The sequence below is a fragment of the Melghirimyces profundicolus genome (assembly GCF_003054245.1).
Lineage (GTDB): Bacteria > Bacillota > Bacilli > Thermoactinomycetales > DSM-45169 > Melghirimyces > Melghirimyces profundicolus.
Genome location: NZ_QBKR01000003.1, coordinates 88,646 through 110,649, shown reverse-complemented (window position 1 = coordinate 110,649; position 22,004 = coordinate 88,646). Strand labels below are relative to the sequence as shown.

General features: G+C 57.2%; 26 protein-coding genes, 1 pseudogene and 1 riboswitch. Of the genes and pseudogenes, 11 read left to right on the top strand and 16 right to left on the bottom strand.

What is annotated here, in order from left to right:
* Positions 1 to 21: 21 nt before the first annotated feature.
* Positions 22 to 765 (bottom strand): DsbA family protein, encoded by a 744-nt coding sequence (locus tag C8P63_RS03210; RefSeq protein WP_108021898.1) that lies wholly within the window; start codon positions 763 to 765, stop codon positions 22 to 24.
* Between the two features lie 282 nt (positions 766 to 1,047).
* On the opposite strand from C8P63_RS03210, the gene C8P63_RS03205 reads away from it, so the two are divergent.
* Complete coding sequence (locus C8P63_RS03205) at positions 1,048 to 1,611, top strand: CGNR zinc finger domain-containing protein (RefSeq protein ID WP_146172098.1); 564 nt, start codon at positions 1,048 to 1,050, stop codon at positions 1,609 to 1,611.
* Between the two features lie 36 nt (positions 1,612 to 1,647).
* Positions 1,648 to 2,220, top strand: coding sequence for an MOSC domain-containing protein (locus C8P63_RS03200; protein ID WP_108021896.1), 573 nt, complete (start codon positions 1,648 to 1,650; stop codon positions 2,218 to 2,220).
* A gap of 138 nt (positions 2,221 to 2,358) precedes the next feature.
* Here C8P63_RS03200 and C8P63_RS03195 read toward each other — a convergent pair.
* The 5 genes and pseudogenes from C8P63_RS03195 to C8P63_RS03175 all read right to left on the bottom strand — a co-directional run.
* Positions 2,359 to 2,610, bottom strand: a pseudogene (locus C8P63_RS03195) (sensor histidine kinase); the annotation flags it as partial.
* A gap of 615 nt (positions 2,611 to 3,225) precedes the next feature.
* On the bottom strand, positions 3,226 to 3,981 hold the full coding sequence (locus C8P63_RS03190) for an ABC transporter ATP-binding protein (RefSeq protein ID WP_108021895.1): 756 nt from the start codon (positions 3,979 to 3,981) through the stop codon (positions 3,226 to 3,228).
* Between the two features lie 3 nt (positions 3,982 to 3,984).
* Positions 3,985 to 5,004 carry an ABC transporter substrate-binding protein gene (locus tag C8P63_RS03185; RefSeq protein ID WP_425437233.1) on the bottom strand — a complete coding sequence of 340 codons (1,020 nt, stop codon included), beginning with the start codon at positions 5,002 to 5,004 and terminating at the stop codon, positions 3,985 to 3,987.
* The gene (locus C8P63_RS03180; RefSeq protein WP_108021893.1) at positions 5,004 to 5,804 is read right to left on the bottom strand and encodes an ABC transporter permease; all 801 of its coding nucleotides are present in this window, start codon (positions 5,802 to 5,804) and stop codon (positions 5,004 to 5,006) included. Before C8P63_RS03180 ends, C8P63_RS03185 begins: the two co-directional genes overlap by 1 nt.
* Positions 5,801 to 6,106, bottom strand: coding sequence for a thiamine-binding protein (locus tag C8P63_RS03175; RefSeq protein ID WP_108021892.1), 306 nt, complete (start codon positions 6,104 to 6,106; stop codon positions 5,801 to 5,803). The genes C8P63_RS03180 and C8P63_RS03175 overlap by 4 nt, the downstream gene beginning before the upstream one ends.
* Before the next feature lie 91 nt (positions 6,107 to 6,197).
* Positions 6,198 to 6,308: riboswitch (TPP riboswitch) on the bottom strand.
* A gap of 132 nt (positions 6,309 to 6,440) precedes the next feature.
* Here C8P63_RS03175 and C8P63_RS03170 point away from each other — a divergent pair.
* Complete coding sequence (locus C8P63_RS03170) at positions 6,441 to 7,361, top strand: RluA family pseudouridine synthase (RefSeq protein WP_108021891.1); 921 nt, start codon at positions 6,441 to 6,443, stop codon at positions 7,359 to 7,361.
* Between the two features lie 21 nt (positions 7,362 to 7,382).
* Here the strand turns inward: C8P63_RS03170 and C8P63_RS03165 are convergent, their stop codons facing one another.
* Together C8P63_RS03165 and C8P63_RS03160 are read right to left on the bottom strand one after the other, a co-directional pair.
* Positions 7,383 to 7,937 carry a short-chain dehydrogenase gene (locus tag C8P63_RS03165; RefSeq protein ID WP_281258669.1) on the bottom strand — a complete coding sequence of 185 codons (555 nt, stop codon included), beginning with the start codon at positions 7,935 to 7,937 and terminating at the stop codon, positions 7,383 to 7,385.
* Between the two features lie 190 nt (positions 7,938 to 8,127).
* Positions 8,128 to 9,054 (bottom strand): DUF6612 family protein, encoded by a 927-nt coding sequence (locus C8P63_RS03160; RefSeq protein ID WP_146172096.1) that lies wholly within the window; start codon positions 9,052 to 9,054, stop codon positions 8,128 to 8,130.
* 222 nt (positions 9,055 to 9,276) lie between these two features.
* Between C8P63_RS03160 and C8P63_RS19695 the strand changes: the two genes are divergently transcribed.
* Positions 9,277 to 9,408, top strand: coding sequence for a hypothetical protein (locus C8P63_RS19695; RefSeq protein ID WP_281258666.1), 132 nt, complete (start codon positions 9,277 to 9,279; stop codon positions 9,406 to 9,408).
* Positions 9,405 to 10,922: a sodium/proline symporter gene (locus tag C8P63_RS03155; protein WP_108021888.1), complete on the top strand. Its 1,518-nt coding sequence runs from the start codon at positions 9,405 to 9,407 to the stop codon at positions 10,920 to 10,922. The genes C8P63_RS19695 and C8P63_RS03155 overlap by 4 nt, the downstream gene beginning before the upstream one ends.
* Before the next feature lie 229 nt (positions 10,923 to 11,151).
* Here C8P63_RS03155 and C8P63_RS03150 read toward each other — a convergent pair whose 3' ends face one another.
* The 3 genes from C8P63_RS03150 to C8P63_RS03140 form a co-directional block, all read right to left on the bottom strand.
* Positions 11,152 to 11,490: a hypothetical protein gene (locus C8P63_RS03150; RefSeq protein WP_108021887.1), complete on the bottom strand. Its 339-nt coding sequence runs from the start codon at positions 11,488 to 11,490 to the stop codon at positions 11,152 to 11,154.
* A 115-nt stretch (positions 11,491 to 11,605) separates the two neighbouring features.
* Positions 11,606 to 11,914 carry a YunC family protein gene (locus C8P63_RS03145; protein WP_425437229.1) on the bottom strand — a complete coding sequence of 103 codons (309 nt, stop codon included), beginning with the start codon at positions 11,912 to 11,914 and terminating at the stop codon, positions 11,606 to 11,608.
* Positions 11,915 to 12,108: 194 nt separating this feature from the next.
* Positions 12,109 to 12,363, bottom strand: a complete 255-nt coding sequence (locus tag C8P63_RS03140; RefSeq protein WP_108021885.1) for a DUF6154 family protein — start codon at positions 12,361 to 12,363, stop codon at positions 12,109 to 12,111.
* Between the two features lie 171 nt (positions 12,364 to 12,534).
* Here C8P63_RS03140 and C8P63_RS19450 point away from each other — a divergent pair, with 171 nt between their 5' ends.
* Both C8P63_RS19450 and C8P63_RS19955 read left to right on the top strand, forming a co-directional pair.
* Positions 12,535 to 12,651: a QueT transporter family protein gene (locus C8P63_RS19450; protein WP_245920645.1), complete on the top strand. Its 117-nt coding sequence runs from the start codon at positions 12,535 to 12,537 to the stop codon at positions 12,649 to 12,651.
* Between the two features lie 141 nt (positions 12,652 to 12,792).
* Positions 12,793 to 13,074, top strand: coding sequence for a QueT transporter family protein (locus C8P63_RS19955; protein ID WP_108021883.1), 282 nt, complete (start codon positions 12,793 to 12,795; stop codon positions 13,072 to 13,074).
* On the opposite strand, the gene C8P63_RS03125 is transcribed toward C8P63_RS19955, so the two are convergent.
* From C8P63_RS03125 to C8P63_RS03110, 4 genes are all read right to left on the bottom strand, one after another.
* Complete coding sequence (locus tag C8P63_RS03125; protein ID WP_170109466.1) at positions 13,010 to 14,455, bottom strand: bifunctional metallophosphatase/5'-nucleotidase; 1,446 nt, start codon at positions 14,453 to 14,455, stop codon at positions 13,010 to 13,012. The genes C8P63_RS19955 and C8P63_RS03125 overlap by 65 nt on opposite strands.
* Positions 14,456 to 14,473: 18 nt before the next feature.
* Positions 14,474 to 15,295, bottom strand: a complete 822-nt coding sequence (locus tag C8P63_RS03120; RefSeq protein ID WP_108021881.1) for a sulfite exporter TauE/SafE family protein — start codon at positions 15,293 to 15,295, stop codon at positions 14,474 to 14,476.
* A gap of 124 nt (positions 15,296 to 15,419) precedes the next feature.
* Positions 15,420 to 15,812: an NUDIX hydrolase gene (locus C8P63_RS03115; RefSeq protein ID WP_108021880.1), complete on the bottom strand. Its 393-nt coding sequence runs from the start codon at positions 15,810 to 15,812 to the stop codon at positions 15,420 to 15,422.
* Positions 15,813 to 15,909: 97 nt separating this feature from the next.
* Positions 15,910 to 16,797, bottom strand: coding sequence for a DUF72 domain-containing protein (locus C8P63_RS03110; RefSeq protein ID WP_108021879.1), 888 nt, complete (start codon positions 16,795 to 16,797; stop codon positions 15,910 to 15,912).
* A gap of 171 nt (positions 16,798 to 16,968) precedes the next feature.
* Between C8P63_RS03110 and C8P63_RS03105 the strand changes: the two genes are divergently transcribed.
* From C8P63_RS03105 to C8P63_RS03095, 4 genes are all read left to right on the top strand, one after another.
* Positions 16,969 to 17,409 (top strand): M67 family metallopeptidase, encoded by a 441-nt coding sequence (locus C8P63_RS03105; RefSeq protein ID WP_170109465.1) that lies wholly within the window; start codon positions 16,969 to 16,971, stop codon positions 17,407 to 17,409.
* Between the two features lie 5 nt (positions 17,410 to 17,414).
* A complete protein-coding gene (locus tag C8P63_RS03100; RefSeq protein ID WP_108021877.1) occupies positions 17,415 to 18,881 on the top strand; it encodes a nicotinate phosphoribosyltransferase in 1,467 nt (488 codons plus the stop codon).
* A gap of 146 nt (positions 18,882 to 19,027) precedes the next feature.
* The gene (locus tag C8P63_RS18925; RefSeq protein ID WP_170109464.1) at positions 19,028 to 19,174 is read left to right on the top strand and encodes a hypothetical protein; all 147 of its coding nucleotides are present in this window, start codon (positions 19,028 to 19,030) and stop codon (positions 19,172 to 19,174) included.
* Between the two features lie 76 nt (positions 19,175 to 19,250).
* Entirely contained in the window at positions 19,251 to 20,480 is a 1,230-nt protein-coding gene (locus C8P63_RS03095; protein WP_108022000.1) for an aminopeptidase, read from the top strand.
* Positions 20,481 to 20,709: 229 nt separating this feature from the next.
* Here C8P63_RS03095 and C8P63_RS03090 read toward each other — a convergent pair whose 3' ends face one another.
* A complete protein-coding gene (locus C8P63_RS03090) occupies positions 20,710 to 21,552 on the bottom strand; it encodes a sulfurtransferase (RefSeq protein WP_108021876.1) in 843 nt (280 codons plus the stop codon).
* Positions 21,553 to 22,004 lie beyond the last annotated feature (452 nt).

Sequence of the window (22,004 nt, the reverse complement as noted above, 5' to 3'; positions counted from 1 at the left end):
GACGACTCTCCCCCCTGTGGGTTATTTTTCCAACTCTTCCTCGATCATCTTTCTAATTTGATCGTAATCGAAGGTGTTGGGAACCGGTTTCCCGTTGATGAACAGAGTGGGAACGGAAGTAACCCCCGCCTTCGCGGCGATCTGCCTGTCCTGTTGGACCGCGTCTTCATATTTCCGGTCTTCGATCGCCTGTTTCAGCTTTTGCCGATCCACCCCGGGGATTTCTTTTTTTGCCAGATCGACCAGAAACTCCTGGGTGGCCCAGGTTTCCTTTTCCGGCCCTTGGTTGTCGTAGACCGCATGGTAGAACTTCCAGAATGCATCCGGATCCTGTTCGTAAACCGCTTCCCCGGCAATCCCCGCAGTCACGGAATCCTCTCCGATGAACGGGTTGTTGATGAAATAAAAACCGGCTTTGTCGGTATCCAAGAAATCTTTCTTCAGTTTCGGAAAGATTTCATCCTTGAACCGTTTGCAAACCGGGCACTTGTAATCCCCGAATTCGACGATCCTGACCTTGGCGTCCGGATTGCCCCGGACGGGCTGTTTATCATAGGCGAAGATCGCTTCGTCGACGTTGGCCTTCCCCCCGTCTCCCTGTTTGACTTCTTCTCCTCCGATGAAACTGTCCACCAGCGCGAAGATACCCAATCCCAGGAAGAGCAGGATGACCGTCACGAGGGTGAGGGTCTGCATGCGGTCGGAGCGGGCCTCGACCTGTTTCTTTTTCTGTTTATGGCTCTGCCCCGTCTTTTTCTTTGCCATCCGGTTATCCCTCCCAATCGCTGTGTGTTTGAGCTCCTATACCTTTTCCCATCATACCCTTGATGACAAGGCTTTTCAATTGGGGAGGGAGTTTGGTAATCCCGCAAGAGAGATACGGACTCCCGCACCACAACTTCAATACCCGGCCCGAAATCGCCCCTTCATGCTGCCTCTTCCCCTGTCCCGTCCTCCTTGTTTGTAACTATTTAATTCATTTATATTTATTACAAACGAAATTTAGCGTAAATTTTGAATGGAACAAGGAAAGAGAGGGGGGTCACTGTGAATTTTCTGTTCATCGATTTTCTCAACAGTGAATGGCGGGACGGGGTGCATCCCGATTTCCTGGAGGACCGCCTGGAGAAACCCGGCTGGCTGGATCAGGTGCTCGCCGACTGGGGCATCCGGACGCCGGGGGAGCCGTTCCCGGAGAAGGCCCTGAAACGGTTTCGGGCCTGGCTCCGCCTGCTCACGATGGACCTGACCCGGGGGATTCCGCCGGACGAAGAGGCTCTGAGCCACCTGAACGCCTGTCTCGCGCACCGGCCGGTCCGACGGCAACTTCGACAGGAAGGTGATTCCTTCGAGTGGAAGCTGACTCCGGTGGAAATGGATTGGGACGGGGTGAAAGCCGAGATCGCGGCTTCCTTCGCCGAACTCCTCGTCCGGCATGATCCTGGCCGGGTGCGAATCTGCGGAAACGATGCCTGTCTTTGGTTCTTCTATGATGAAAGCCGCAACCGAAGCCGCCGCTGGTGTGACCACCGAACCTGCGGCAACCGGATGAATGTCCGCAGACACCGGGCCCGGCAAAGCGGCAAACCATCGACGCCGGAAGGTCGGTGATGCGGTATGATATGAAGATAAAAAGGAGGAGATCGGATGTGGAGGCATGAGGAAGTAAGAATTGAAGGAATCTACCGAGCCGACCGAAGGGATACGTTTGTCACCCGGTCGATGGAGTCGGCGGAGCTGGAATACGGCGGCATCCCGGGGGACCTTCACTTCGGATGGACGAAAAAAGCCGGTGCCAGGGAACCCATGTACCCCCGGGGGACGGAAATTTTCAACCGGAGACAGGTCTCCGTGGCCTCCGTCGAGGAGTGTACCCGTATCGCCGAAGAATTGGGAATCGAGGAAGTTCGGCCCGAATGGCTGGGAGCCAATTTGGCTATCACCGGATACCCTGAACTTTCCCGCCTTTCTCCCGGAAGCCGGATCATCTTCCCTGACGGAGCCGGACTCCTGTGCGAAGGGGAAAACCTCCCCTGCATCCAGCCGGGAAAAATCCTCCAGCAGCGGTTCCCCGATCAACCCCAACTGGCCTCCCGTTTTGTCAAAGCCTCACGGGGCTTGCGGGGGATCGTATGTGTGGTGGAGAAACCGGGGCCCATCCGTCGTGGGGAAACGGCCACTCTCGCCATCTGCCGTTCCCGAGCGGAAAATGAGTCTTAAGACCAGCTTCGCCGACTCAATGCCCTGAAGCGTTGCCGGAGGAGATCCGTCTCCCCGGAGGCCGACCGCCGACACCTTTTCCCTCCGGATGCCGCCGTTGAACTGAAAAGATCTAACCATCCACAGGCTAAGGGGTGGTTAGATCTTTTTGGCTTCATCGTGCCTGTAAGGCAACTTGACGATAAAGGTCATGCCTTGCCCCGGCTGGCTTTCCACTTCAATGGTTCCGTCATGGGCCAACACGAATTCCTTCGCAATCGCCAGCCCCAGTCCCGTTCCCCCTCTGTTCCGGGTACGTGCTTCATCGGCTCGATAAAACCGATTGAAGAGGAAAGGGAGTTGATCGGGTTCGATGCCGATTCCGGTGTCGGCGATCGCAATCCGCAGCATCCCGCTCAGCTGACATGACGCGCACGTTGTTTTCCGTTTCCCGTGACATTGGGAAATCCCAAGAAAAAACCCTGCAGCCAACGTATATCGTTGGCTGCAGGGTTGCCTTCCCGTTTTCATTCGCTATGGTTCGTTTGAATTTTCCGTTTTCTATGCTGAAAATCTTCTATCAAAAAGCAAGGTATAATATAACAAGCATAGGATGAACGGCTGTCCCCCTTCCGGGTGTCGGAGACCATCCGGAAAGGGAGGATGTCTATGGGCATGGCAGAATGGGCTGCTGTGACAGTAGCCTTCACCGCTGTTGCCCGGCTTCTCTTTGACCTGTATCGCGATCGGCGCGATCAGGATAAGGAGGAGTAGGCGCTAACCCTTGTGGCAGCGACGGGTATGAAAAACCTCACCTGAAGCGGCAACTTCGGTGAGGTTCCCGGCCCCGGAAGCGAGACCACGCCCTGTCGTTCATCTAAGCTTAATATATCATGTGCCAAAAGCAGAATCAATATGCATCAGACAGCCGGTCTACGCTTTTCCCACAATAAAATCAAGCGCCGTCTGCGTCAGGGATGACACGGATCAAAAAATGAAAGCCACCCCGAACGTCACGGGGTGGTTTCATTTGTCCTCATGCAGCTTTTCCCACAGCCACTGTTTCGCCTGAAGGAACGCCTCCGAAGTCATCTGTTCCCGTGTCCTCGGACGGGGGAGGGTGATGGAAAGCTCTCCTTTGACCCGGGCCGGACGGGGAGTGAGCACCACCACGCGGTCGGAGAGGTAGACGGCTTCGTCCACACTGTGGGTGATGAAGAGGACGGTCCGGGGAAACCGACTCAGGATTTGCAGGAGCCAGTCCTGTATCCGCTCCCGGGTGAGGGCGTCCAGGGCACCCATGGGTTCGTCCAGGAGCCACAGGTCACGGTCCGCCATCACGGTGCGCAGAAGGGCCGCCCGTTGCCGCATGCCCCCGGAGAGGCGGGCGGGATACTCCCCGGCGAAGTCCTCCAGCCCGAAGACCGGCAGGAGCCGTTCCGCCCGTTCCCGGGCTTTTTTCTTGTCCTTTCCGGCGACCTCGGCAGCCAGGGAGGCATTTTCCACCACCGTCCGCCAAGGAAAGAGGCAATCCTTCTGGGGCATGTAACTGACGTGGCCCGTCGCGCCGGTGATGTCGGAGCCGTCTTTTCGGATCCGGCCCCCCAGAGGACGCTCCAACCCGCTCACCAGGTTGAAGAGGGTGCTCTTTCCGCATCCGCTGGGACCGATGAGACTGACGAACTCCCCCTCCTCCACTTTGAGGTCCACCCGGTCGATCACCCGTCGTTCTCCGGTCGGGGAAGCGTAGGATTGTTCCAGGGCTTCCATTTCCAACTTCATCGGTCATTGCTCCGGAAGGAATTCATTGGTGAAGGCTTTGTCCGGGTCCATTTTTTTCTCGATCAGCCGGTGCTTCCACATCCACTCCGTGAAGTCCGTCCATACCTTCTCTTTCTGTTCCCCCCAACGGTCGGCATCGGCCCGGTAGCGTTTGCTTATCCACTTCTGGGAAGCACGGGCCAGTTTTTTGTCCGTTTCAGGTGCCGCTTTGACCAGGATGTCCGCCGACTCTTTCGGATGGTCGATGGCGTATTCGTATCCCCGGCTCACCGCTTTCATGAACTTTTTGACCGTCTCCGGATCTTCCTTGATTTTCTTTTCATTGGTGATCACGGTGGGCGTGTAGAAGTCCAGCACCGGATCCAGTTCCCTCAGTTCCAAAAAGTCGATGGGAACCCCCCGCAGCTTGGCTTCGATTCCCGTCCATCCGTAGTAAATCCAGGCGAAGTCCACATTCCGTTCGGTGGCGGTGAAGAAGTCGGCCTCTCCCATGTTGACGATCTTCACTTGGTCCTCGACGTTCCGGGTCTTCACTCCGTCCATATTCAGGACGGTCTGAATAAAGGCGTTTTCGATCGGAGTGCCCCATCCTCCGTAGGTTTTGCCGACGAAATCTTTCGGCCGTTGGATCCTTTTCCCTTTGGGAGCGGCGAACCCGGAGGTGTTGTGCTGCAGGATGGCCGCAATGGAAACGATCGGCACCCCTTCCGCCCGGGCCTGGGTCACGTACTCCTGGGAGCTGATGCCGAAATCCGCCTTACCGGCTCCCACCAGCTGGTTGGCGGTGGTTTCCGCCGGAGTGGCGATCTCCACCTCCAGTCCCTCTTCGGCAAAATATCCTTTTTCTTTGGCCACATAGAGGCCTGTGTGGTTGGTGTTGGGCACCCAGTCGAGCATGAGTTTCACTTTTTTCTTGCCGGAATCACCGCCCCCCGCGTCATGGCCCCCGCCGGCGCAACCGGTGATCACCAGGACCAGTGACAGCAGTAGCACGGTGAATGGATACACTCTCCTTCTCCCCATCATCGTTTTTCCTCTCCCTTCCATGAATCCTCTTTCCGAAGGTACGCCCAGGGGGCCGCCCACCGCGCCGCCAGACAGACCAGACCAAATAGCACCAGACTCCAGAAGGTGATGACAGTGATGGCCACAAACACCCGGTCCGCGGCGAAGGAGTTTTGGGACCGGATCAGAAAGACGCCCAATCCTTCACTCGCCCCCAACCATTCGGCGATCACCGCTCCGAGCACCCCGTAGGTGGCGGCGATCTTCATTCCGGAGAAAAACGAGGGCAGCGCGTGGGGAAACCGGACCATCCGGAACACTTGCCATTCCTTCGCCCCCATCGAGCGGAGAAGCCGCACCATGTCCGGATCCGCGGAGGACAGTCCGTCCACGGTGCTCACGACAACAGGGAAAAAGGTGACCAGGGCGACAATCAGCACCTTGGGCAACAGGCCGTACCCGAACCACAGAATCAACAGCGGGGCGACGGCGATGATGGGCACCGTCTGGGAACCGATCAACAGCGGATAAATCCCCCGGCGGAGCCAAGCCGAAAGTTGGATCAACACCGCCAGCAACAGGGCCACCCCGATCCCCAGCAGGAAACCGAGGACCGCCTCCTGAAGGGTGGGCCAGGTGTGACGTTGGATCAATTCCCAGCTGTCCGCAAAGGAAGCAGCGATTCCGCTGGGAGCGGGGAGAAGCCACCTTTCGATCCCCGTGAGCCGCACCCCCGCTTCCCATACCAGGAGAAACAAAAGCACGGTCAGGACCGGAGGAGCCCCGTCCCGAAACCGTTTCTTAACCCTGCGCCTCACTGGGAACCGCCGGAGCGATAGGGGGCCGTCTTCTCTTCCATCGAGATCCCCGCCGGCTTGTAGTCCACCTTGATAATGGAGATCACCCGATCGCTTCCGGCCCGGACCACCGCTTCCTGGGCTTCTTTGACGATGGTCATCAGGCTGTCGTAGTCGCCTTCCATCGTCGTTTCCATCGGGCCAACCTCGTACTTCACGCCGGAACGCCGGATCACCCGGATCGCTTCGTCCACCCGGGCATAAGCCTCTTCGTCCCCGGCGGCCCGGGGCAGGATCTGAAGGCTGACATTGGCATTCGCCACGGCATTCCCTCCTTTGGACAAAATAAAAAGCCAATCCTGACCGGACGGATTGGCGAGCTTCCATACGTACCTGCCTGCAGGCCCTTATGGGCCGCTTTTTCCGTATGTTCCCTACGCTGGTATCATCCAGATCAGGTTCAGCGGGTCGGTGCGGGATCCAGCACCCTCTCAGCCGGTTTCCCCGGCTCCCCATTGTCGTGTTGAACCCAATATATCATAAGCCCCGCCGGGCGGCAAACGCATTTCTTCCAGTAAAACCTTTGCCAAAGGGGGAAAAAGGGGTACGATGGATACGGAAGCGGCCATATGACAAAGAGAAAGCGGGGGTTGCCGGATGTCGCACAACAAGTGGATCACCTACCGCGTCCCCGAAGAGTGGGACCGGCACACGGTGGAGGAGGTGTTGAAAGGTCCGCTCCTCCTGTCCAACCGGATGATCAACCGATTGACCCGCAGCCGGGGAATCCGTCTGAACGGACAGATGCCCTGGCTGAAACGGGTGGTCAAAAAGGGGGACCGGCTTCAGGTGGCAGTCCGTCCCCGGGAGCGGGCCGACCTGGAACCGGAACCGGTCCCCTTCGACGTGCGGTACGAAGACGCCGACCTGATGGTGGTGGATAAACCGGCGGGGGTCAATGTGCATCCGGTCCGTCCGGGGGAAACCGGTACGTTGGCCCACGGGATCGTTCATTACTGGAAAGAGCAGGGGAGGGAAGGGAAAGTCCGCCCTGTCCACCGGTTGGACCGCCACACCTCCGGTCTTTTGATGGTGGCCCGATCCGCCTACGCCCACCAACTGATGGACCGGGAACTGAGGGAGAAACGGCTGAAGCGATTCTATTACGCCTTTTTGGAGGGGAGCTTCTCCGGATCCGGCTTCTCCGAGGGAACCATCGACGCCCCCATCGCCCGGGAACCGAACCACCCGCTCCGGCGCACCGTCTCCCCGAAGGGGGATCCCGCCGTCACCCATTACCGCGTGCTGGAACGGAACGAACACGCCACCCTGGTCCGGGTGGAACTGGAAACCGGCCGGACCCATCAAATCCGGGTCCATTTCGCCCATCTGGGCTTCCCGCTCTTCGGCGACGGCCTCTACGGGAGCAAAAGCCGTCTGATCCGGCGCCAGGCCCTCCATGCCTGTGAATTGCGTTTCCGTCATCCGCTGAAGGAAGAATCGATCGAAGTCCGATCCCCCTTGCCGAAAGACCTCCTCGATCTGGCCCGGAACCTGAAACTGCGCACCCCGGAATGAGTCCCACGCGGGCACCTTTTCTCAAGGTTTTTTTGACCACGGTTTAACGACTCCCACGATGGATGTTGTTCTGTTGGAATGAATCGCATCGATCACTCCCTGACTGATCTCCTGATGGGTCAACCATCTCGAGCCATCGTTTTCTAAAATGAATCCCAGAATGACTTCGTGATATCGGAGGTTCTTGAATCGATGAAATCCTTCGATTCCGGATGTCGAATCGCGGGAGGGGTCCGCAACGCTGCTTCCAATAATATGAAAATAATCACAGGATTCAATTGACTGGTCCAATAAAGAAGCCAACTTGTAAGGGGCTTCAGGAGCCGTGGAATGAATCCAGACGACTGCCAATTGGATCGGGCCGTATGTGGATATCGCCCGTTCCATCTCTTTCAGAAATGCATCCCCATCATGATAATCGACTTGTGCGGGATGGACGGAACCTTCAGCGGATGGAGTGTCATTCACCAAGGAGTTTAAGCGCTGATGATTCCGTGCAACGACGGTTACATCATAACCTTTCCCCGCAAGGAAAACAGACACATCCCGAATCATTCCGGTCCCACCTACAACCACGGCATGCAAGCCAATCACCTCCTTTTCAGTCAAACGGATCGCTGATCGGTTCCGTTCTTTGGCTTACCCCGTTGCACCCCTGGAAAAACCAAGCCCTCACGCCTTTCAACGCAGGGCCTTGTCTGAACCGGATGCTCTGATCAGAGCTTGATTTTTTTCAATATTTTGGGGAGCTTCATTATGAAAGCCCCTATTGCTGCCCCATGCCGTCCATCTCCTTCATATTCCCCATATCGACCGCATTTGCCTTTACTTCATCGGGGATCGTAATTTGATCCACTCCCCCTTTGATTTCCATGCTCATTTTTTGATCCGTCTTTATCTTGTTGCCTTCCAGCATCATTTCCATGTTCAGTTTCTGGTCCACTTTTTTTTGCTCAAAGGTTTTCTCATCGATGTGAAAGGTTTGCTTTAAATCATGGATCTTCATGTTCTTCAGAAATTTGTCCATTTCGCTTTTCATCTCTTCTTCTCCGGGGACACCGGTATCCTTCATCATGTTCAGAATTTGATCCATCTTGTCCTCGACTATAACGTCCATGTACTTCTGAGACTGTTCTTCGTTCAGTTCCAAGGTGATGATATACATCCCCTTTTCATGGGTCATCTTCAGATCGTTTTGAAAGGGTTTTAATTGTTCCAACATGGCTTGGGGATCTTCTGAACTGCTTTGGTTCAAGAGCTCCTCAAACTTCTCCTTATCAAAGTTGCCAGGGATCTCCATTTTGCTCCATTCGTCGCCTTGGGGATTTTTCATGTAGTACGTCATATCGGCAAAATACATCTCCATGGGGATCGATTCGTTCATGTTTATGGTTCCCTTTGCGTGCATCGCAAGGGGTTCGCGAGTCATCTGAATCTCCATCTCCATGTTTTGGTCCATGGATTGTTTCATACCGTTGGTTTCCATGTTCAAGGTTTGATCCATTGTGGTGTCAAAGTGTAATCCGGTCTGCTTTTCGGCGGCTTTTGTTGCTTTCTCCAGCACTTGGGCGGGCGTCAGTTCTTTCTTCTTCTTTTCTTCGAATCCCGGATCCGCTTGCTCTGCCTGCCCGCAACCGGTAATCAAACTGATGGAGAGAAGAAGAATCCATAAAACAGATTTGAATGGCTTCAACACAGTACACCCTTCCTGTTGGTAGAGATTCATATCCAAGAGGCAAGCACTATTAGAATATAGCATTCCTTGGTAAACATCAATTCAGAATCTTAACACTCACTCGAAGCGTTGCGAAAAAAGTGGGGATTGGTTCCCTTCCTGCAAAATACCGGGAGGTGGCAGGCTCTGTTTCATCGAAAGAATATTCTGCGAGAAAAAAGAGAAAGGAAGTGGATATCCGTGAGCGGAGGCATCTTCTTCGCCCTGGTGGGTCTCCCGGTTGGAATCATCCTGTTGGCGGTGATCCTGTACGCGGTGACCGGAAGAAACAACACGGAAGCCGAAGCCCGGAAAGGCGGTGAGTCGACATGAGCGCTCATCCGCTGACCCTGACGGTCTTGGGCGGGTATCTTTTGTTATTGGTGACGATCGGAATCCTCACATCCCGCACCAGCTCCGGATCTCTGGCCGACTTTTTCCTGGCGGGGCGAAAGCTGGGAAAATTCACCGTTGCCCTGAGCGCAGTCAGTTCCGGCCGGAGTGCCTGGCTGGTCCTGGGCGTTACCGGAATGGCTTATGCCACCGGGTTAAACGCGGTCTGGGCTCTCGCCGGGTTCATCACCGTGGAAGTCTTCCTGTTCATGTTTTTGGCCCGGCGGGTGCGCCAATACAGTGAAACCTCGGGCAGCATCACTCTGACCGACATCCTGGAGCATCGCTTCCGGGATCAAACCGGGGTTCTCCGGCTCACCGCCGCCATCATCATTATCTTTTTCATGATCGCTTACGTCAGCAGCCAGGTTGTGGCCGGGGGGAGCGCTTTTTCCTCCAGCCTGGGGCTCACCCCGACTCAGGGAATGTGGGTGACCGCTTTGATCATCCTCGTTTACACCATGCTGGGCGGATTTCACGCGGTCAGCAAAACCGACGTTCTGCAGGCCGGATTTATGTTGTTCTCCCTCGTGATTGTGCCGTTGGCGGCCGTGATCGACTTGGGTGGATTCGGACCCATTTTGGAGGCAATGAAGGCACAGGGAGAAGGTTTTGTCAACCCTTGGCACTTCGGCTTCGGCGCCATCGCCGGGCTTTTGGGGATCGGATTCGGCAGCCCCGGCAATCCCCACATCATTGTTCGCTACATGGCGCTTAAAAACCGGAAAGAGATGCGCAAGGCTGCGCTGATCGGATCGGTCTGGAACGTGGTGATGGGCTGGGGGGCGGTGATCCTGGGGCTTGCCGGCCGGGTTTATTTTCCCGACATCGGAAGTTTGCCGGATGAAAACCAGGAAACCATCTTCATGACTCTGGGTGACGAATTGTTCGGGCCCTTTATTCTCGGACTGCTGTTGACCGCCGTCCTGGCGGCGATCATGTCCAGCGCCGACAGTCAGCTGTTGGTGGCCTCCAGCTCCTTCATCCGGGATATCTACCAACGGTTCACCAAAAAGGAAGAGGCGCCGGAACGGCGCCTGGTGGTCTACAGCCGGCTCTCCATCCTTCTCGTCATTCTGCTCGCGCTGTGGCTCGCCTTCTCGGCCCAGGAGTTCGTCTTCTGGCTGGTGCTTTTCGCCTGGGGCGGTCTGGGAGCGGCCCTCGGTCCGGCTCTCATCTTTTCGATGTTCTGGAAACGGGCCACCAAATGGGGGGTTCTTTCCGGAATGATCAGCGGTTTGATCACCGTGATTCTGGTGAAAAAACAGCCGGCCTGGACCTTTTCCTTCCTGCCGGACATCAAGGAACTGTTCGCCACCCTCCTCGGAGGAATCACCTACGAAGCCGTCCCCGGATTCCTCGTGTCCACCTTGGTCACGGTGGTGGTCAGCCTGCTGACCCGGGTTCCCGCCGAAGCCGGGAGGGAACTGGAGGAGTTGAAGAAAACGGCCTGAACAGGGTTGTGCCATCCATCGCAACAGCCTCCTGTACCGGCAGAGGGCTGTTGTTACGATTCCCTGCCTCGGAGATCCCTTTCGATGTCGAAAGAGCCGTTGCCTAGAAACCCGGATGGGGAGAGGGGATCCAAGATACGAACTTCAGGATGGGGACCTGCTTCAACGAACGGGCCGAAAAATAAAAGACACTCCCGAAGCCCTCTCTCCGGGGGTGTCCCTTTCTTCCCTATGCCCGATGTCGCAATTTCAGGCGAAGGCTGACGGGCTGGGATCCGTGATCGATGGAAATCCACCCCCGCTCCTCACACTTGGCAAGGGTCTTGTCCACCTCGTTCCGGGACAGACCCGCTTCTTTCTCCCAATCCTTCGTCCCGATGCGAAGGGTCTCCTTTCCGTCCTCTCCGAGACGGAGGGATTTCCGGACCAAGTAGCCCATCAGTTTGATCTCCGCTTTGGTGACCTGTTTCTCCGCCACGACATCGAACAAATACCGTTTCACCAGTTCCATCGCTTCCTTGGAACCCGTCACGGGGTGGCTCCCTTTGTTCGCGTACCATGTCGCCATTCGCTTTTCCTCCGGTTTTGTGAAAATGAGTCCGATGATTCAGGTTTCAGTATACCGGAGTTGAATATCCCGTTCAATTGATCCGGACAAAGGGTGAGGGCACCCGTCGGTACCCTCACAGCATGTGCAAAAGAGCTTCCCTGCCGGTCGTCCCCGCATGGATTCCCAATTGTTCCGCTTCGACCGTCACCATTTCCAACGGGGCGTCCAGAAGCTCTTCCAGCGTGCGCACCCCGACGGCGCGGCCGGCCAGGACCCTTCGGTCCGCCAGCTTTTCGTTTAAGAGGGCCACATCCAAGGCGCCACACATGATGTACCCTTTCTCCGTCGTGATGACCAGAAGGTTGGTTTTCGGCAGCGCCACTTCCACCCCCACGACCGGATGGCCATCCACTTGCATCGGTTTCAGCCGGACCACTGACATCCCTCCCACCTTGCGTTCCGTTACACTACAGCGTATGTGAAGCAAATGGAAGGGGTGTCGGATCCGTCTGAACCGGGCGTCTTCCCGGGGCAAAACGGCGGAAGCTTCGGAATGCGGGGCTGTCCGTTCCTTTTTCCCCGGAAACTCCCCCGAACCGGTATGAGGTTGGGAACGGACTCGTCACCGGATCCGTCTCAATGGTATCGGGGACGCTTCAGAGGGGATTCCCAATCGCTGAGTTGCCCCTCCTGGGACATCTTCATCTTCAGCATCTCGACAAGGTAAACCCCCACCATCTGGACCACTTCTTCATCGTCCATCTCCTCGATCAATTTCATGATGTCTTCCCGGTTTTGATCTTCCAGGATATTCAAAACCACCGAGACGGCGTTTTCTTCATCTTCAAGGTGCTCCCGGTAAAGGGAATACAGGTCGTCCACAAATCGCATCGGTTGAGCCTCCTTCTCCTCCGCTATTCTAACCTATCGGGAGGCCGTATGGAACCCGGTTCCGCTTAAAAAGGAGACCGACTTCCACACTCCCCACTATTTTTTCCCAGCGGGAAGAAACCATGCCGGCGGATCGTGAATAATACAGGCAAGTGAAAGGAGATGACACCCATGTCCGCTCAGAAAATCGCCACCGTGGCAATGATTGCCGCCATCTACGCGGTCCTGACCGTGTTGGTCGCTCCGCTGTCCCATGGTCTCGTCCGTTTCGGATCCCGGAAATTCTGACCGTGCTCCCCTGGATCACGCCCCTGGCCGTGCCCGGCCTGTTTGTGGGGGCACTGGTGGCCAACTCTTCAGCCCCGTGGGTTTTTATGACGTCCTCTTCGGAAGTTGGCTTCCTTGATCGCGGCCTGGTGGACGGCCAGGATGCCCTTTCGGTGGCTGGCTCCCCTGCCCCCGGTCCTGGTAAATGCCGTGATCATCGGAATTTTGCTTGAAACGGTCACCGGACTGGATGTCACCCTTCCCGCCGCCATGTTGTATGTGGGGGGCGGGCAATTGGCCGTGTGCTGCGGCTTCGGCCTTCCCTTCTGTATGTGCTGGAGCGGCTCCGGGAGCAAACCCCCGGCGCCCGCCCCCGTTCTTAACCGGATCCCCGGGGGTGCCAGCGGGCCCGGAAGGACTCTTTTACCGCTCCGGGTTGCCTGAGGCGAAGGGCGAGAATGTCCCGCAGAAATTCCGGAAGGTAATATTTCAGGTCTTTTCCGTTTTTAAACTCCTTGTAACCGACACCGAAGGTGAACATGTCGATCGTGGCCACCCGATAGGTGCGACTTGGCTGCAGGCGCTCCGATCCGACCCGGACTTCCCCCAGGCGTCTTCCGGGCGGGGCCTCGGGATCGTATTCCGCTTCGATCCCGGCGAGGTTCAGGATCCCCAGTTTTTTCCCGCGAAACCCGAATCCGCGGATCTCCCGGTCCTGATGGTTGAAGTCCAGCGCCTCCTCCAACAGCTTGCGGATTTGTCTTCCTTCCAGCCCGATCCTTGCGGGATTGATCGGATGAGGGCAAATCCGGTGGAGAAGCCCCCGGGTGACGGGCCCCGCCTCCAACCCCTCCAACAGCTGGCCGGAATTGACCAGGGCACATTCGGAATCGGGAACCCAGTGAAAAAGCCCGTCAGCCAGGAAATTCCCCAGGGGGGACTCCCCATACCAGTCGACGGGAAGCGGCCGATCCAGCTTCGCGAAGGGTTCGGAGAGACGGTGTTCCGCTTCCCGCCGGTATTCCCGGATTCTCTCCTTCACTTTCGGATCGGGCTCCGCACGGTCCGTCTCCAGACACCGGGCCTCGATCCGGGCCACCCGTTTCAGGCGGGAATCCCACTCCAGCGTGATGTGGCCCACATGGCTGCCGAACTTGCCGGCCGCGGCGATCAGGGTGTCCCCCACCCGTTCGGGCACTTCCAAGAGATGGTGGGTGTGGCTTCCCATGATCACGTCGATCCCCGGGATTTCTTCCGCCAGACGCCGGTCGTTTCCCAAGCCGAGATGGGAGAGGACCACCACGGCATCCACTTCCTTTTTCAAACGGGGCACTTCCAGGATCAGCACCTCCAAAGGGTCGGAAACATCCCAACCCAACAGGCGGTAAAAGTTTTGAAAAGGGATGGTCACCCCCAGAAATCCGATGCGACATCCCCCCACCTTCCGGATGGACCGGGAACGGATCCAGGCAGGTCGCTCCCCGTCGGAGTCGGTCACGTTGGTGGCCAGCACTTCGAAGGGTGCATCGTGGTAGAGGTGGTGAAGTTCTTCTTTGGAAAAGGTGAGAAGCTCATTGTTTCCCAACGTAACCATCTTGTAACCGGCGGCTTCCATCACCGCTCGATTGGCCATGCCCCCGGTGCCTTCCGTCTCCACACTGACCCGGTCCATATGATCCCCCAAGTCCACCGGGATCACGGCCTCCCCCGCCGCTTCCAGCTCCCCGGCCATCTTTTTCAGGACGGTATGAACGTGAGGCATCGCCTCAAAATGGCTGTGAAGATCGTTCGTATGTAAAATGTGCACCCGATTCCTGCCGTTCACCTTCATCCTCCCTTCTCTTCAGAAGAGACCCTCAAAGATCATCCGCAACGCCACGACCATCAACGCCAACCTCATGGCGATCATCAGGGAGCGGCCGGTCATCACCCTGGAAACCCGGGCTCCCAGCTGTCCCCCGATCCAGGATCCCGGTGCGATCAAGAGCACCGCCTGCCAATCGACATGCCCCTGAATCAGGTGGGTCAAAGAACCCACTGCGGCCGACAGAAAGATGACGAACATGGAGGTGGCCGTCGCCACGTGGGGCGGAAAACGAAACCACAGCATCATCATTGAGACCAGCAACGCCCCACCCCCGATCCCGAACAACCCCGAAATCATTCCGATCAGGAAGGAGCCCGCCCAGGCCGTGGACCGACGATAACCATAGTGGTATATATTCCCTTCGGGGTCGCTGAATTCCCTCTTGACACTCCACCGAACCGGCCTCTTGTCCATACGCCCCTGGAAAGTCAGCATCCCGGTGACCAGCAACATAAAGAGACCGAAACCGGTGTAAAAAGCCTCTTCCTGAAAAAAGCGGGTGAGCCAGGCACCCAGGATCGCCCCCGGCCCGCTCGCCAGGAAAAACACCCCTCCGCTCAGAAAGTCCACCCGTTTTTGCCGGGCATAGGAAAGGGTGGAGGACAGGGCGGTGATGATGACCAACACCAGGGAGGTTCCCACCGCCACCTGGGGGGTGAGGTGGCTCTGTCCCGGAAAGAACGTTGCCATCAACAACAGGGAGGGAACGGTGACAACGCCCCCTCCCAACCCCACCAGGCTGCCCACCGTTCCAGAGATCAGGCCGATCAACAAAAACAACATCCACTCCGACAGCATGTTCCCCTCCTGCGACGGCGTCCGATGAAGCCGTTGTCTGATGTCTTCCCTACCATCCTAACAGAGAAGGCAAAGCAAAAGAAGACGGGGACCGTTCCCCCGGCCCCCTTCCCTTTGGCACCAGTCACCTGTCCAGGCTCTTTTGCACCGCTTTTTGATATCCATCCGGAAACTCAATTCCTTTGAGGTCGTCCAAGGAAAACCACTCCAGGGCCTCATGCTCTTCACTCCGCTCGATTTGGCCTTCTCCATCCCAATAACAGCGATAGGTGACAATCAGGACTTCCTTGCCCGGCAATACCTCGAAAATCCAGGTATCCAGCAGGTGACTGATCAAAACCTGAATCCCCAGCTCTTCACGGATTTCCCGCACCAGCGCCTGTTCCGGCGATTCTCCCCGCTCCAGCCTTCCCCCGGGAAGTTCCCACTGGTTCCGCTCGTTTTTCAACAGACAGATCCGATCGGATGCGTCCAGTAAAACCCCTTTGACGGATATCGGCAACCGGTAATCTCCCATGAAACCCTCCTAAACTTCGAAATGGATCCTGAAACCTTTCACCTATTCATATTTCCCCATCCCCTCCTCCGCAACCCTTTTTCACTTTGAAATCCAATCACGTCCATCGGAACATATCCATCTGCCGCGGCCCCAACCCGTTCAGGTCGATGCCGAGAAGATCGATCATCTCTTTGGCATTGTCGGCGGCGTCCCCCCGGGAATTGTTGTTGAACAAAAGAGTGATCTGATCCGCTTGCTCCTTCATCCCGACCACCCGGCCCACCCATTCCCCCAGTTCTTTCCGGCTGTACCGGTAAGCATAGCGGACATCCCGCCAGTGGCTGTTGCTGCGTCCGGACTTGTTCCATCCGGAAACATTCCGCCCGTGAAACCGGATCAACCCTTGAGCCGGGTGAGTGACGGCGGGCACGACCGGAACGGAGCCGATCCCCGCCTGAGGTTCGTCGCAGACGACGTGGATCAGCTGTTCCTCCACCAGAAAGCGGAGCGTCCGGTCACGGTACCGGGGCTCAAACCATGTCCGGTTCCGAAACTCCACCGCCATGGGAAGATCCGGAACTGCCTGCCGCGATTGGCGGATATACCGCACATGATCCCGGTTGCAATCATACCAGGGAGGAAACTGGAACAGAACCGCCGTCAGTTTCCCCGCCTTCGCCATCGGCTCAAGGGAGTCGACGAATTCACGGAATATTTCTTTCACCGAACGGACGGGAGCCCCTTCCCGCCGGCCGTGGCCGGTCATTTCCCGATACGCTTTCACCACGAAACGAAAATCTTTCGGCGTCTCCTCCGTCCACTGAGCCATCCGCTCCCGGGGCTGGATCGCGTGATAGGTGCTGTCCACCTCCACCACGGGAAAATGGCCGGCATAAAGGGAGAGCTTTTCCCGCGATGGAGTTCCGGGCGGGTAGAGGTCGTGATCCCCCCAGCCGCAAACGCCGATTTGAACCGGATTGACAGGGCCGCTTTGACTCTCCATTCCGAACCCCCCTCTCGCTTTCGGTGCCGCCATTTTACCACAGACTTCGACGGTTTCTGACGGGTTTTGCCGAACCGGCGGTTTCAGAGTAAAATAAGGGGGAAAATCCTTCGACAGAGGATGAACCCCTGAGGGATCCGGATCTTCACTCAGACTGAAGAGGTGGCAGCGGTGGCGTTTTCTACGATCACGATTCGTTCCGATGTGATCACCGATATCGAGGATCACTGCCTGCGGGAAAAGCCCCGCGAAGGGTGCGGCATCCTGGCGGGATCGGGGCGGGAGATCACCCGTTTTTTCCCGATCCCCAACCAGGATATGAGCCCCCGCTCCTTTTCCTTTGAACCGAAGGCGTATCTGGAAACCCTCAAAGAGATGCGCAGGCTCGAACTGGAGCTGTTGGGGATTCTTCATTCGCACCCCCATACCGATCCGTATCCATCCGCTCGGGACACCCGGGAATGGCATTATCCCGAACTGATCAGCTGGATCTTGTCCCTGAAAGGCGAAAAGCCCCGTCTTTCCGCTTATACCATTAAGAACGGCCGGATCTTTCCGGTCATTTATCTTGTGGTGAACGGTCCGTCTCCGGACCGAAACCGAATGGAGTGAACTCGATGCAAACCAATCCGGGGTGGGCGCTTCACACCGACAAATATCAGATCACCATGATGTATGCCCACTGGAAAAACGGCTCCCATCACCAGCGGAAGGTTTTTGATCTGTACTTCCGCAAGCTCCCCTTCGGAAACGGATTCGCCGTTTTCGCCGGCCTGGAACGGGCCGTTCAATATCTGGAGAATCTCCGGTTCACCGAGGAAGATCTCCGTTACCTGGCCGAGCAGCCGGAGAGATACGACCCCGCTTTTCTGGACCTGCTCCGGGGGTTTCGGTTCACCGGCGATGTCTACGGCATGAAAGAAGGAACCCTGATTTTTCCCAACGAACCGCTCCTGCGCCTGGAGGGCAACGTGATCGAATTGCAACTGATTGAAACCGCCCTCCTGAATTTCATCGGATACCAAACCCTGGTCGCCACCAAAGCGGCACGGCTCCGCACGGTGGCGGAGGAAGATGTCCTGCTGGAATTCGGCACCCGCCGGGCCCAGGAGACGGACGCGGCGGTCTGGGGGGCCCGTGCAGCTTATCTGGCGGGTTTCGACGGAACCTCCAATCTCCGGGCCGGTGAACAATTCGGCATCCCCACCAGCGGCACCCACTCCCACGCCTGGGTTCAGGACTTTGACAGCGAACTGGAAGCCTTCCGCGCCTTCACCCGGGCCTTCCCGGAACGGTCGGTGCTCCTGGTGGATACGTACGACACGCTGAAAAGCGGCGTCCCCCATGCGATCCAAGTGGGGCTGGAATTGCGGGAGCAGGGTCACGAGCTGGCCGGGATCCGCCTGGACAGCGGTGACCTCGCCTACCTTTCCAAAGAAGCGCGGAAAATGCTGGACGAAGCCGGACTGACGAACACCCGGATCATCGCCTCCAGCGACTTGGATGAAGAAACCCTGCTCAACCTGAAATCCCAGGGAGCCCGCATCGACGCTTGGGGGGTCGGTACCCGCCTCATCACCGCCTACGACCAACCGGCTCTGGGAGCGGTCTACAAGCTGGTGGCCCGCCACCGGAACGGAGAATGGATCCCCTCCATCAAGATTTCCTCCAATCCGGAGAAGGTGACCACGCCCGGACGGAAGACGGTGTACCGGATCATCGACCGGAAGACCAACAAAGCCCGTGGCGACCTGATCACCCCCGCCGATCAGGTCCTCGACGAAGATCGGCCGCTCACCCTGTTTCACCCGGTCCACACCTACCGGAAGAAGAAGGTCCGCGACTTCCGGGCGATCAACCTGCTGGAGCCGATCTTTGAGGACGGGAAACGGGTGTACGATCTGCCAACCCTTTCGGAAGTGCGCAAGTATCACCGGGAGCAGCGCTCCCTGTTCTGGGAGGAATACCTGCGTCAACTGAATCCGGAGGAATACCCCGTGGACCTCTCCGACGAACTTTGGGAAACCAAACAGGAACTGATCCGTAATATCTACCGCCAGATCCGTGAAGAGAACGGTAAGTGAACTGCGGCCGGCTGGGGCCGGCTCTTCTTTTTCCCTTTCGATACAGAACTTTTCCTATATTGCCAAAGAGTCTCGGCATATGAGAGGTATGAAGTGGTCCATTCCGGGGAACTCCGGGGAATGGTGATCTTCGCTTCCAATCCGTGGTGTCCAGCCCCAACGCCCACCGGGTGGAAGAAGCGCTGAACAAGCCGGATTTTCTGGCCGCCGTGGATCTCTTCCTGTCGTTGGAGCCCGCGGAAGCGGAAACCCCGGCGGAAAAATCACTTGCCGGGGCAGGCACGCCGGGATGATGGATTCACAGGCATGAAAAGGATATTTGGGTTGAGTGAAGAAGTGGTTATCAACTTTACAACGAAGGAGCGTCCCATGTCTTTTCAAAACCAACTCGAAAAATATGCGGAACTGGCCGTCAAAACCGGAGTGAACGTCCAACCCGGACAAACGCTGGTGATCACCGCATCGATCCATACGGCGGAACTGATCCGGTTGATCGTGGAAAAATCCTATCAGGAAGGGGCGAAACACGTCTATGTCGATTGGCAGGATGAAGTGTGCACCCGTTTGAAATATGATCTGGCACCGGATGAGGCTTTTGAGGAATTTCCCCTCTGGAAAGCCAGGGGAAGGGAAGAGATCGCCGCGAACGGCGGGGCTTTCCTTCATGTGGAATCCCAGAACCCGGAGCTGTTGAAAGGAGTCGATCCGAAACGGATCGCCGCTTTCTCCAAAGCGGCGGGCAACGCCATGAAAAAATTGCGGGAGTACATCCTCTCCGACCGAATCAGCTGGTCCATCATCGCGGCTCCGTCACCGGCCTGGGCCACAAAAGTCTTCCCCGATTTGGATGAGAAGGAGGCCGTGGAAAGACTGTGGCAGGCCATCTTCCACGCGACGCGGGTGGACACGGAGAATCCCGTGGAGGCGTGGAAGCAGCACAGCGCCACCCTGCATGAAAAAATGGACTTTCTGAACCGGAAGCGGTTCAAAAAACTCCACTACCGGGCTCCCGGCACGGACCTGACCGTGGAGCTCCCCGACGGCCATATCTGGAGCGGCGGCTCCTCGAAGAACGAGCGAGGGATCTGGTTCAACGCCAACATTCCCACCGAAGAAGTCTTCACTTCCCCGCTGAAAAACGGAACCCAGGGGACGGTCCGGAGCACCAAACCCTTGAGCTACCAAGGGAACCTGATCGAAGACTTCACCCTGACCTTTGAAAACGGCCGGGTGGTGGACATGCACGCGAAAAGGGGACAGGAAACGTTGAAGAGCTTGCTGGAGCTGGACGAAGGGGCCCGTCACCTGGGTGAGATCGCCCTGGTCCCCCACGATTCCCCCATTTCCAACTCCAACCTGATCTTCTTCAACACCCTGTTCGACGAGAATGCCTCCAACCACCTGGCCCTCGGAAAAGCCTTTTCTTCCTGCATCGAAGGCGGAACCTCCATGTCCCGGGAAGAACTGGAGCAAGCCGGACTCAACGACAGTCTCACCCACGTGGACTTCATGATCGGCTCGGCCGACATGGACATCGACGGCGAAACCGCCGACGGACGTCGGGAGCCGATCTTCCGCAAGGGAAATTGGGCGTTTTAAATGGTAAGGCAGGGATCTCCCGATCCCTGCTGGTTATTATTATTCCAAATCACAGGTACCGTTGAATGAAAGGATCTGGACGTTCATATCTCCACACCTTTGGACTTCGGCTTTCTCAGGCACCTCAAATTGGCAGAAGGGTTTGTCGGCCGTTCAGAAGACCTCAGGTTGAATCATCATGGGAAGTGTCAAATGAAAAGACGACGGGGATTCGACCCGTCGTCTTTTTTCAATGATTCGTTTTCCCTGTCCGGACCGGGTTTGCCTCATAGCTGATCCAGTCGCTCCAGCTGCCGGCGTAGAGGCGGGCATTTTTGAAGCCGGCGGCGTGGAGGGCGAGGAGGTTGGCACAGGCGGTGACGCCGGAGCCGCAGTAGACGATCGGGGCTTCGCCCCGGGAGGCGAACGCCCACTCTTTTTTCAATTCCGACGGGCGCTTCCACCGGCCGTCCTCACACAGGTTCTTCTTCCAGAAGCGGTTGACCGCCCCCGGAATATGGCCCGCCTTGGCGTCGATGGGCTCGGTCTTTCCTTCGAAGCGGTCCGGGTCCCGGGAGTCGATCACCAGTCCGCTGTAGTGTTTGACATCCTCCATCCCCGCCAGTTGCTCGGGCCGGTCGATCCGGGGTTGGAATCGGCAAGGCACCGGTTGGGGGATTTCCCCGGTCACCGGATACCCCCTCTCTTTCCAGGCACGATACCCCCCGTCCAAAATGGCCACCTCTTCATGTCCCAGATAGCGGAGCATCCACCAGAAACGGGCGGCCATGGCGCCGCCCTGATCGTCGTAAGCGATCACGGTTTTGGCTCCGTCGATCCCCACGGTCCCCAGTTTTTCAACGAATTCGTCCAGATCGGGGAGCGGATGGCGTCCCCCGTGCTTCTTCACGGGACCGGACAGATCTTCTTCCAGGTCCATGTACCGGGCTCCCGGGATATGATCCTGTCGGTAGGCTTCCTTACCGGCGGCGGGATCCGCCAGTTCAAACCGACTGTCCACCACCACCAGGTCCGGGTCTTCCAAATGCGCATGCAACCATTCCGGTGTTACCAGCGGCTGTCCTTCCAACATCGGGATCCCCTCCGTTCAGGTAATGGGAGCGTTTCCATCCAGGTCCGTGCAAGGGGGCTTTCACGCAACCCTTTCCCCCATTCATGAGTATTGACTCACTTCATATGGGGATGGTGGATCGTGTTTTGCCGCGCTCCGGTTGTATGACAGAGCACAAGTCTCGCGCAGAAGTATTGTGAAAAAGTAAGCGGCGGCATTTACCCGAAGCCGCTCCGGTTTCTGTCCTGCAGGGATGTAGGCACTGTCCGCTCCGAATCTTCCTGCTGCGGGCAGGGGCAAACGCCTGCGGATGCAACACAGAGAAGCCTTTGCCCCTGAACGCCCTTGCTGGCTGATTCTCCGCTGGGCAGGACAGCAAAGTCGCTGTTTCGGGTAAACGCTTCCCTTCTTCTGAGCCTGACCATCAATCACAACGCTTCTTGGTTCGCTCTCTCCCCGGTCTCGCTATGCAC

Coding starts and splice junctions, on each gene's coding strand:
- C8P63_RS03210 (WP_108021898.1), bottom strand. CDS start 765: ATGGCAAAGAAAAAGACGGGGCAGAGCCATAAACAGAAAAAGAAACAG.
- C8P63_RS03200 (WP_108021896.1), top strand. CDS start 1,648: ATGTGGAGGCATGAGGAAGTAAGAATTGAAGGAATCTACCGAGCCGAC.
- C8P63_RS03190 (WP_108021895.1), bottom strand. CDS start 3,981: ATGAAGTTGGAAATGGAAGCCCTGGAACAATCCTACGCTTCCCCGACC.
- C8P63_RS03185 (WP_425437233.1), bottom strand. CDS start 5,004: ATGGGGAGAAGGAGAGTGTATCCATTCACCGTGCTACTGCTGTCACTG.
- C8P63_RS03170 (WP_108021891.1), top strand. CDS start 6,441: ATGTCGCACAACAAGTGGATCACCTACCGCGTCCCCGAAGAGTGGGAC.
- C8P63_RS03155 (WP_108021888.1), top strand. CDS start 9,405: ATGAGCGCTCATCCGCTGACCCTGACGGTCTTGGGCGGGTATCTTTTG.
- C8P63_RS03150 (WP_108021887.1), bottom strand. CDS start 11,490: ATGGCGACATGGTACGCGAACAAAGGGAGCCACCCCGTGACGGGTTCC.
- C8P63_RS03145 (WP_425437229.1), bottom strand. CDS start 11,914: ATGTCAGTGGTCCGGCTGAAACCGATGCAAGTGGATGGCCATCCGGTC.
- C8P63_RS03140 (WP_108021885.1), bottom strand. CDS start 12,363: ATGCGATTTGTGGACGACCTGTATTCCCTTTACCGGGAGCACCTTGAA.
- C8P63_RS19450 (WP_245920645.1), top strand. CDS start 12,535: ATGTCCGCTCAGAAAATCGCCACCGTGGCAATGATTGCCGCCATCTAC.
- C8P63_RS19955 (WP_108021883.1), top strand. CDS start 12,793: ATGCCCTTTCGGTGGCTGGCTCCCCTGCCCCCGGTCCTGGTAAATGCC.
- C8P63_RS03120 (WP_108021881.1), bottom strand. CDS start 15,295: ATGCTGTCGGAGTGGATGTTGTTTTTGTTGATCGGCCTGATCTCTGGA.
- C8P63_RS03115 (WP_108021880.1), bottom strand. CDS start 15,812: ATGGGAGATTACCGGTTGCCGATATCCGTCAAAGGGGTTTTACTGGAC.
- C8P63_RS03110 (WP_108021879.1), bottom strand. CDS start 16,797: ATGGAGAGTCAAAGCGGCCCTGTCAATCCGGTTCAAATCGGCGTTTGC.
- C8P63_RS03100 (WP_108021877.1), top strand. CDS start 17,415: ATGCAAACCAATCCGGGGTGGGCGCTTCACACCGACAAATATCAGATC.
- C8P63_RS03095 (WP_108022000.1), top strand. CDS start 19,251: ATGTCTTTTCAAAACCAACTCGAAAAATATGCGGAACTGGCCGTCAAA.
- C8P63_RS03090 (WP_108021876.1), bottom strand. CDS start 21,552: ATGTTGGAAGGACAGCCGCTGGTAACACCGGAATGGTTGCATGCGCAT.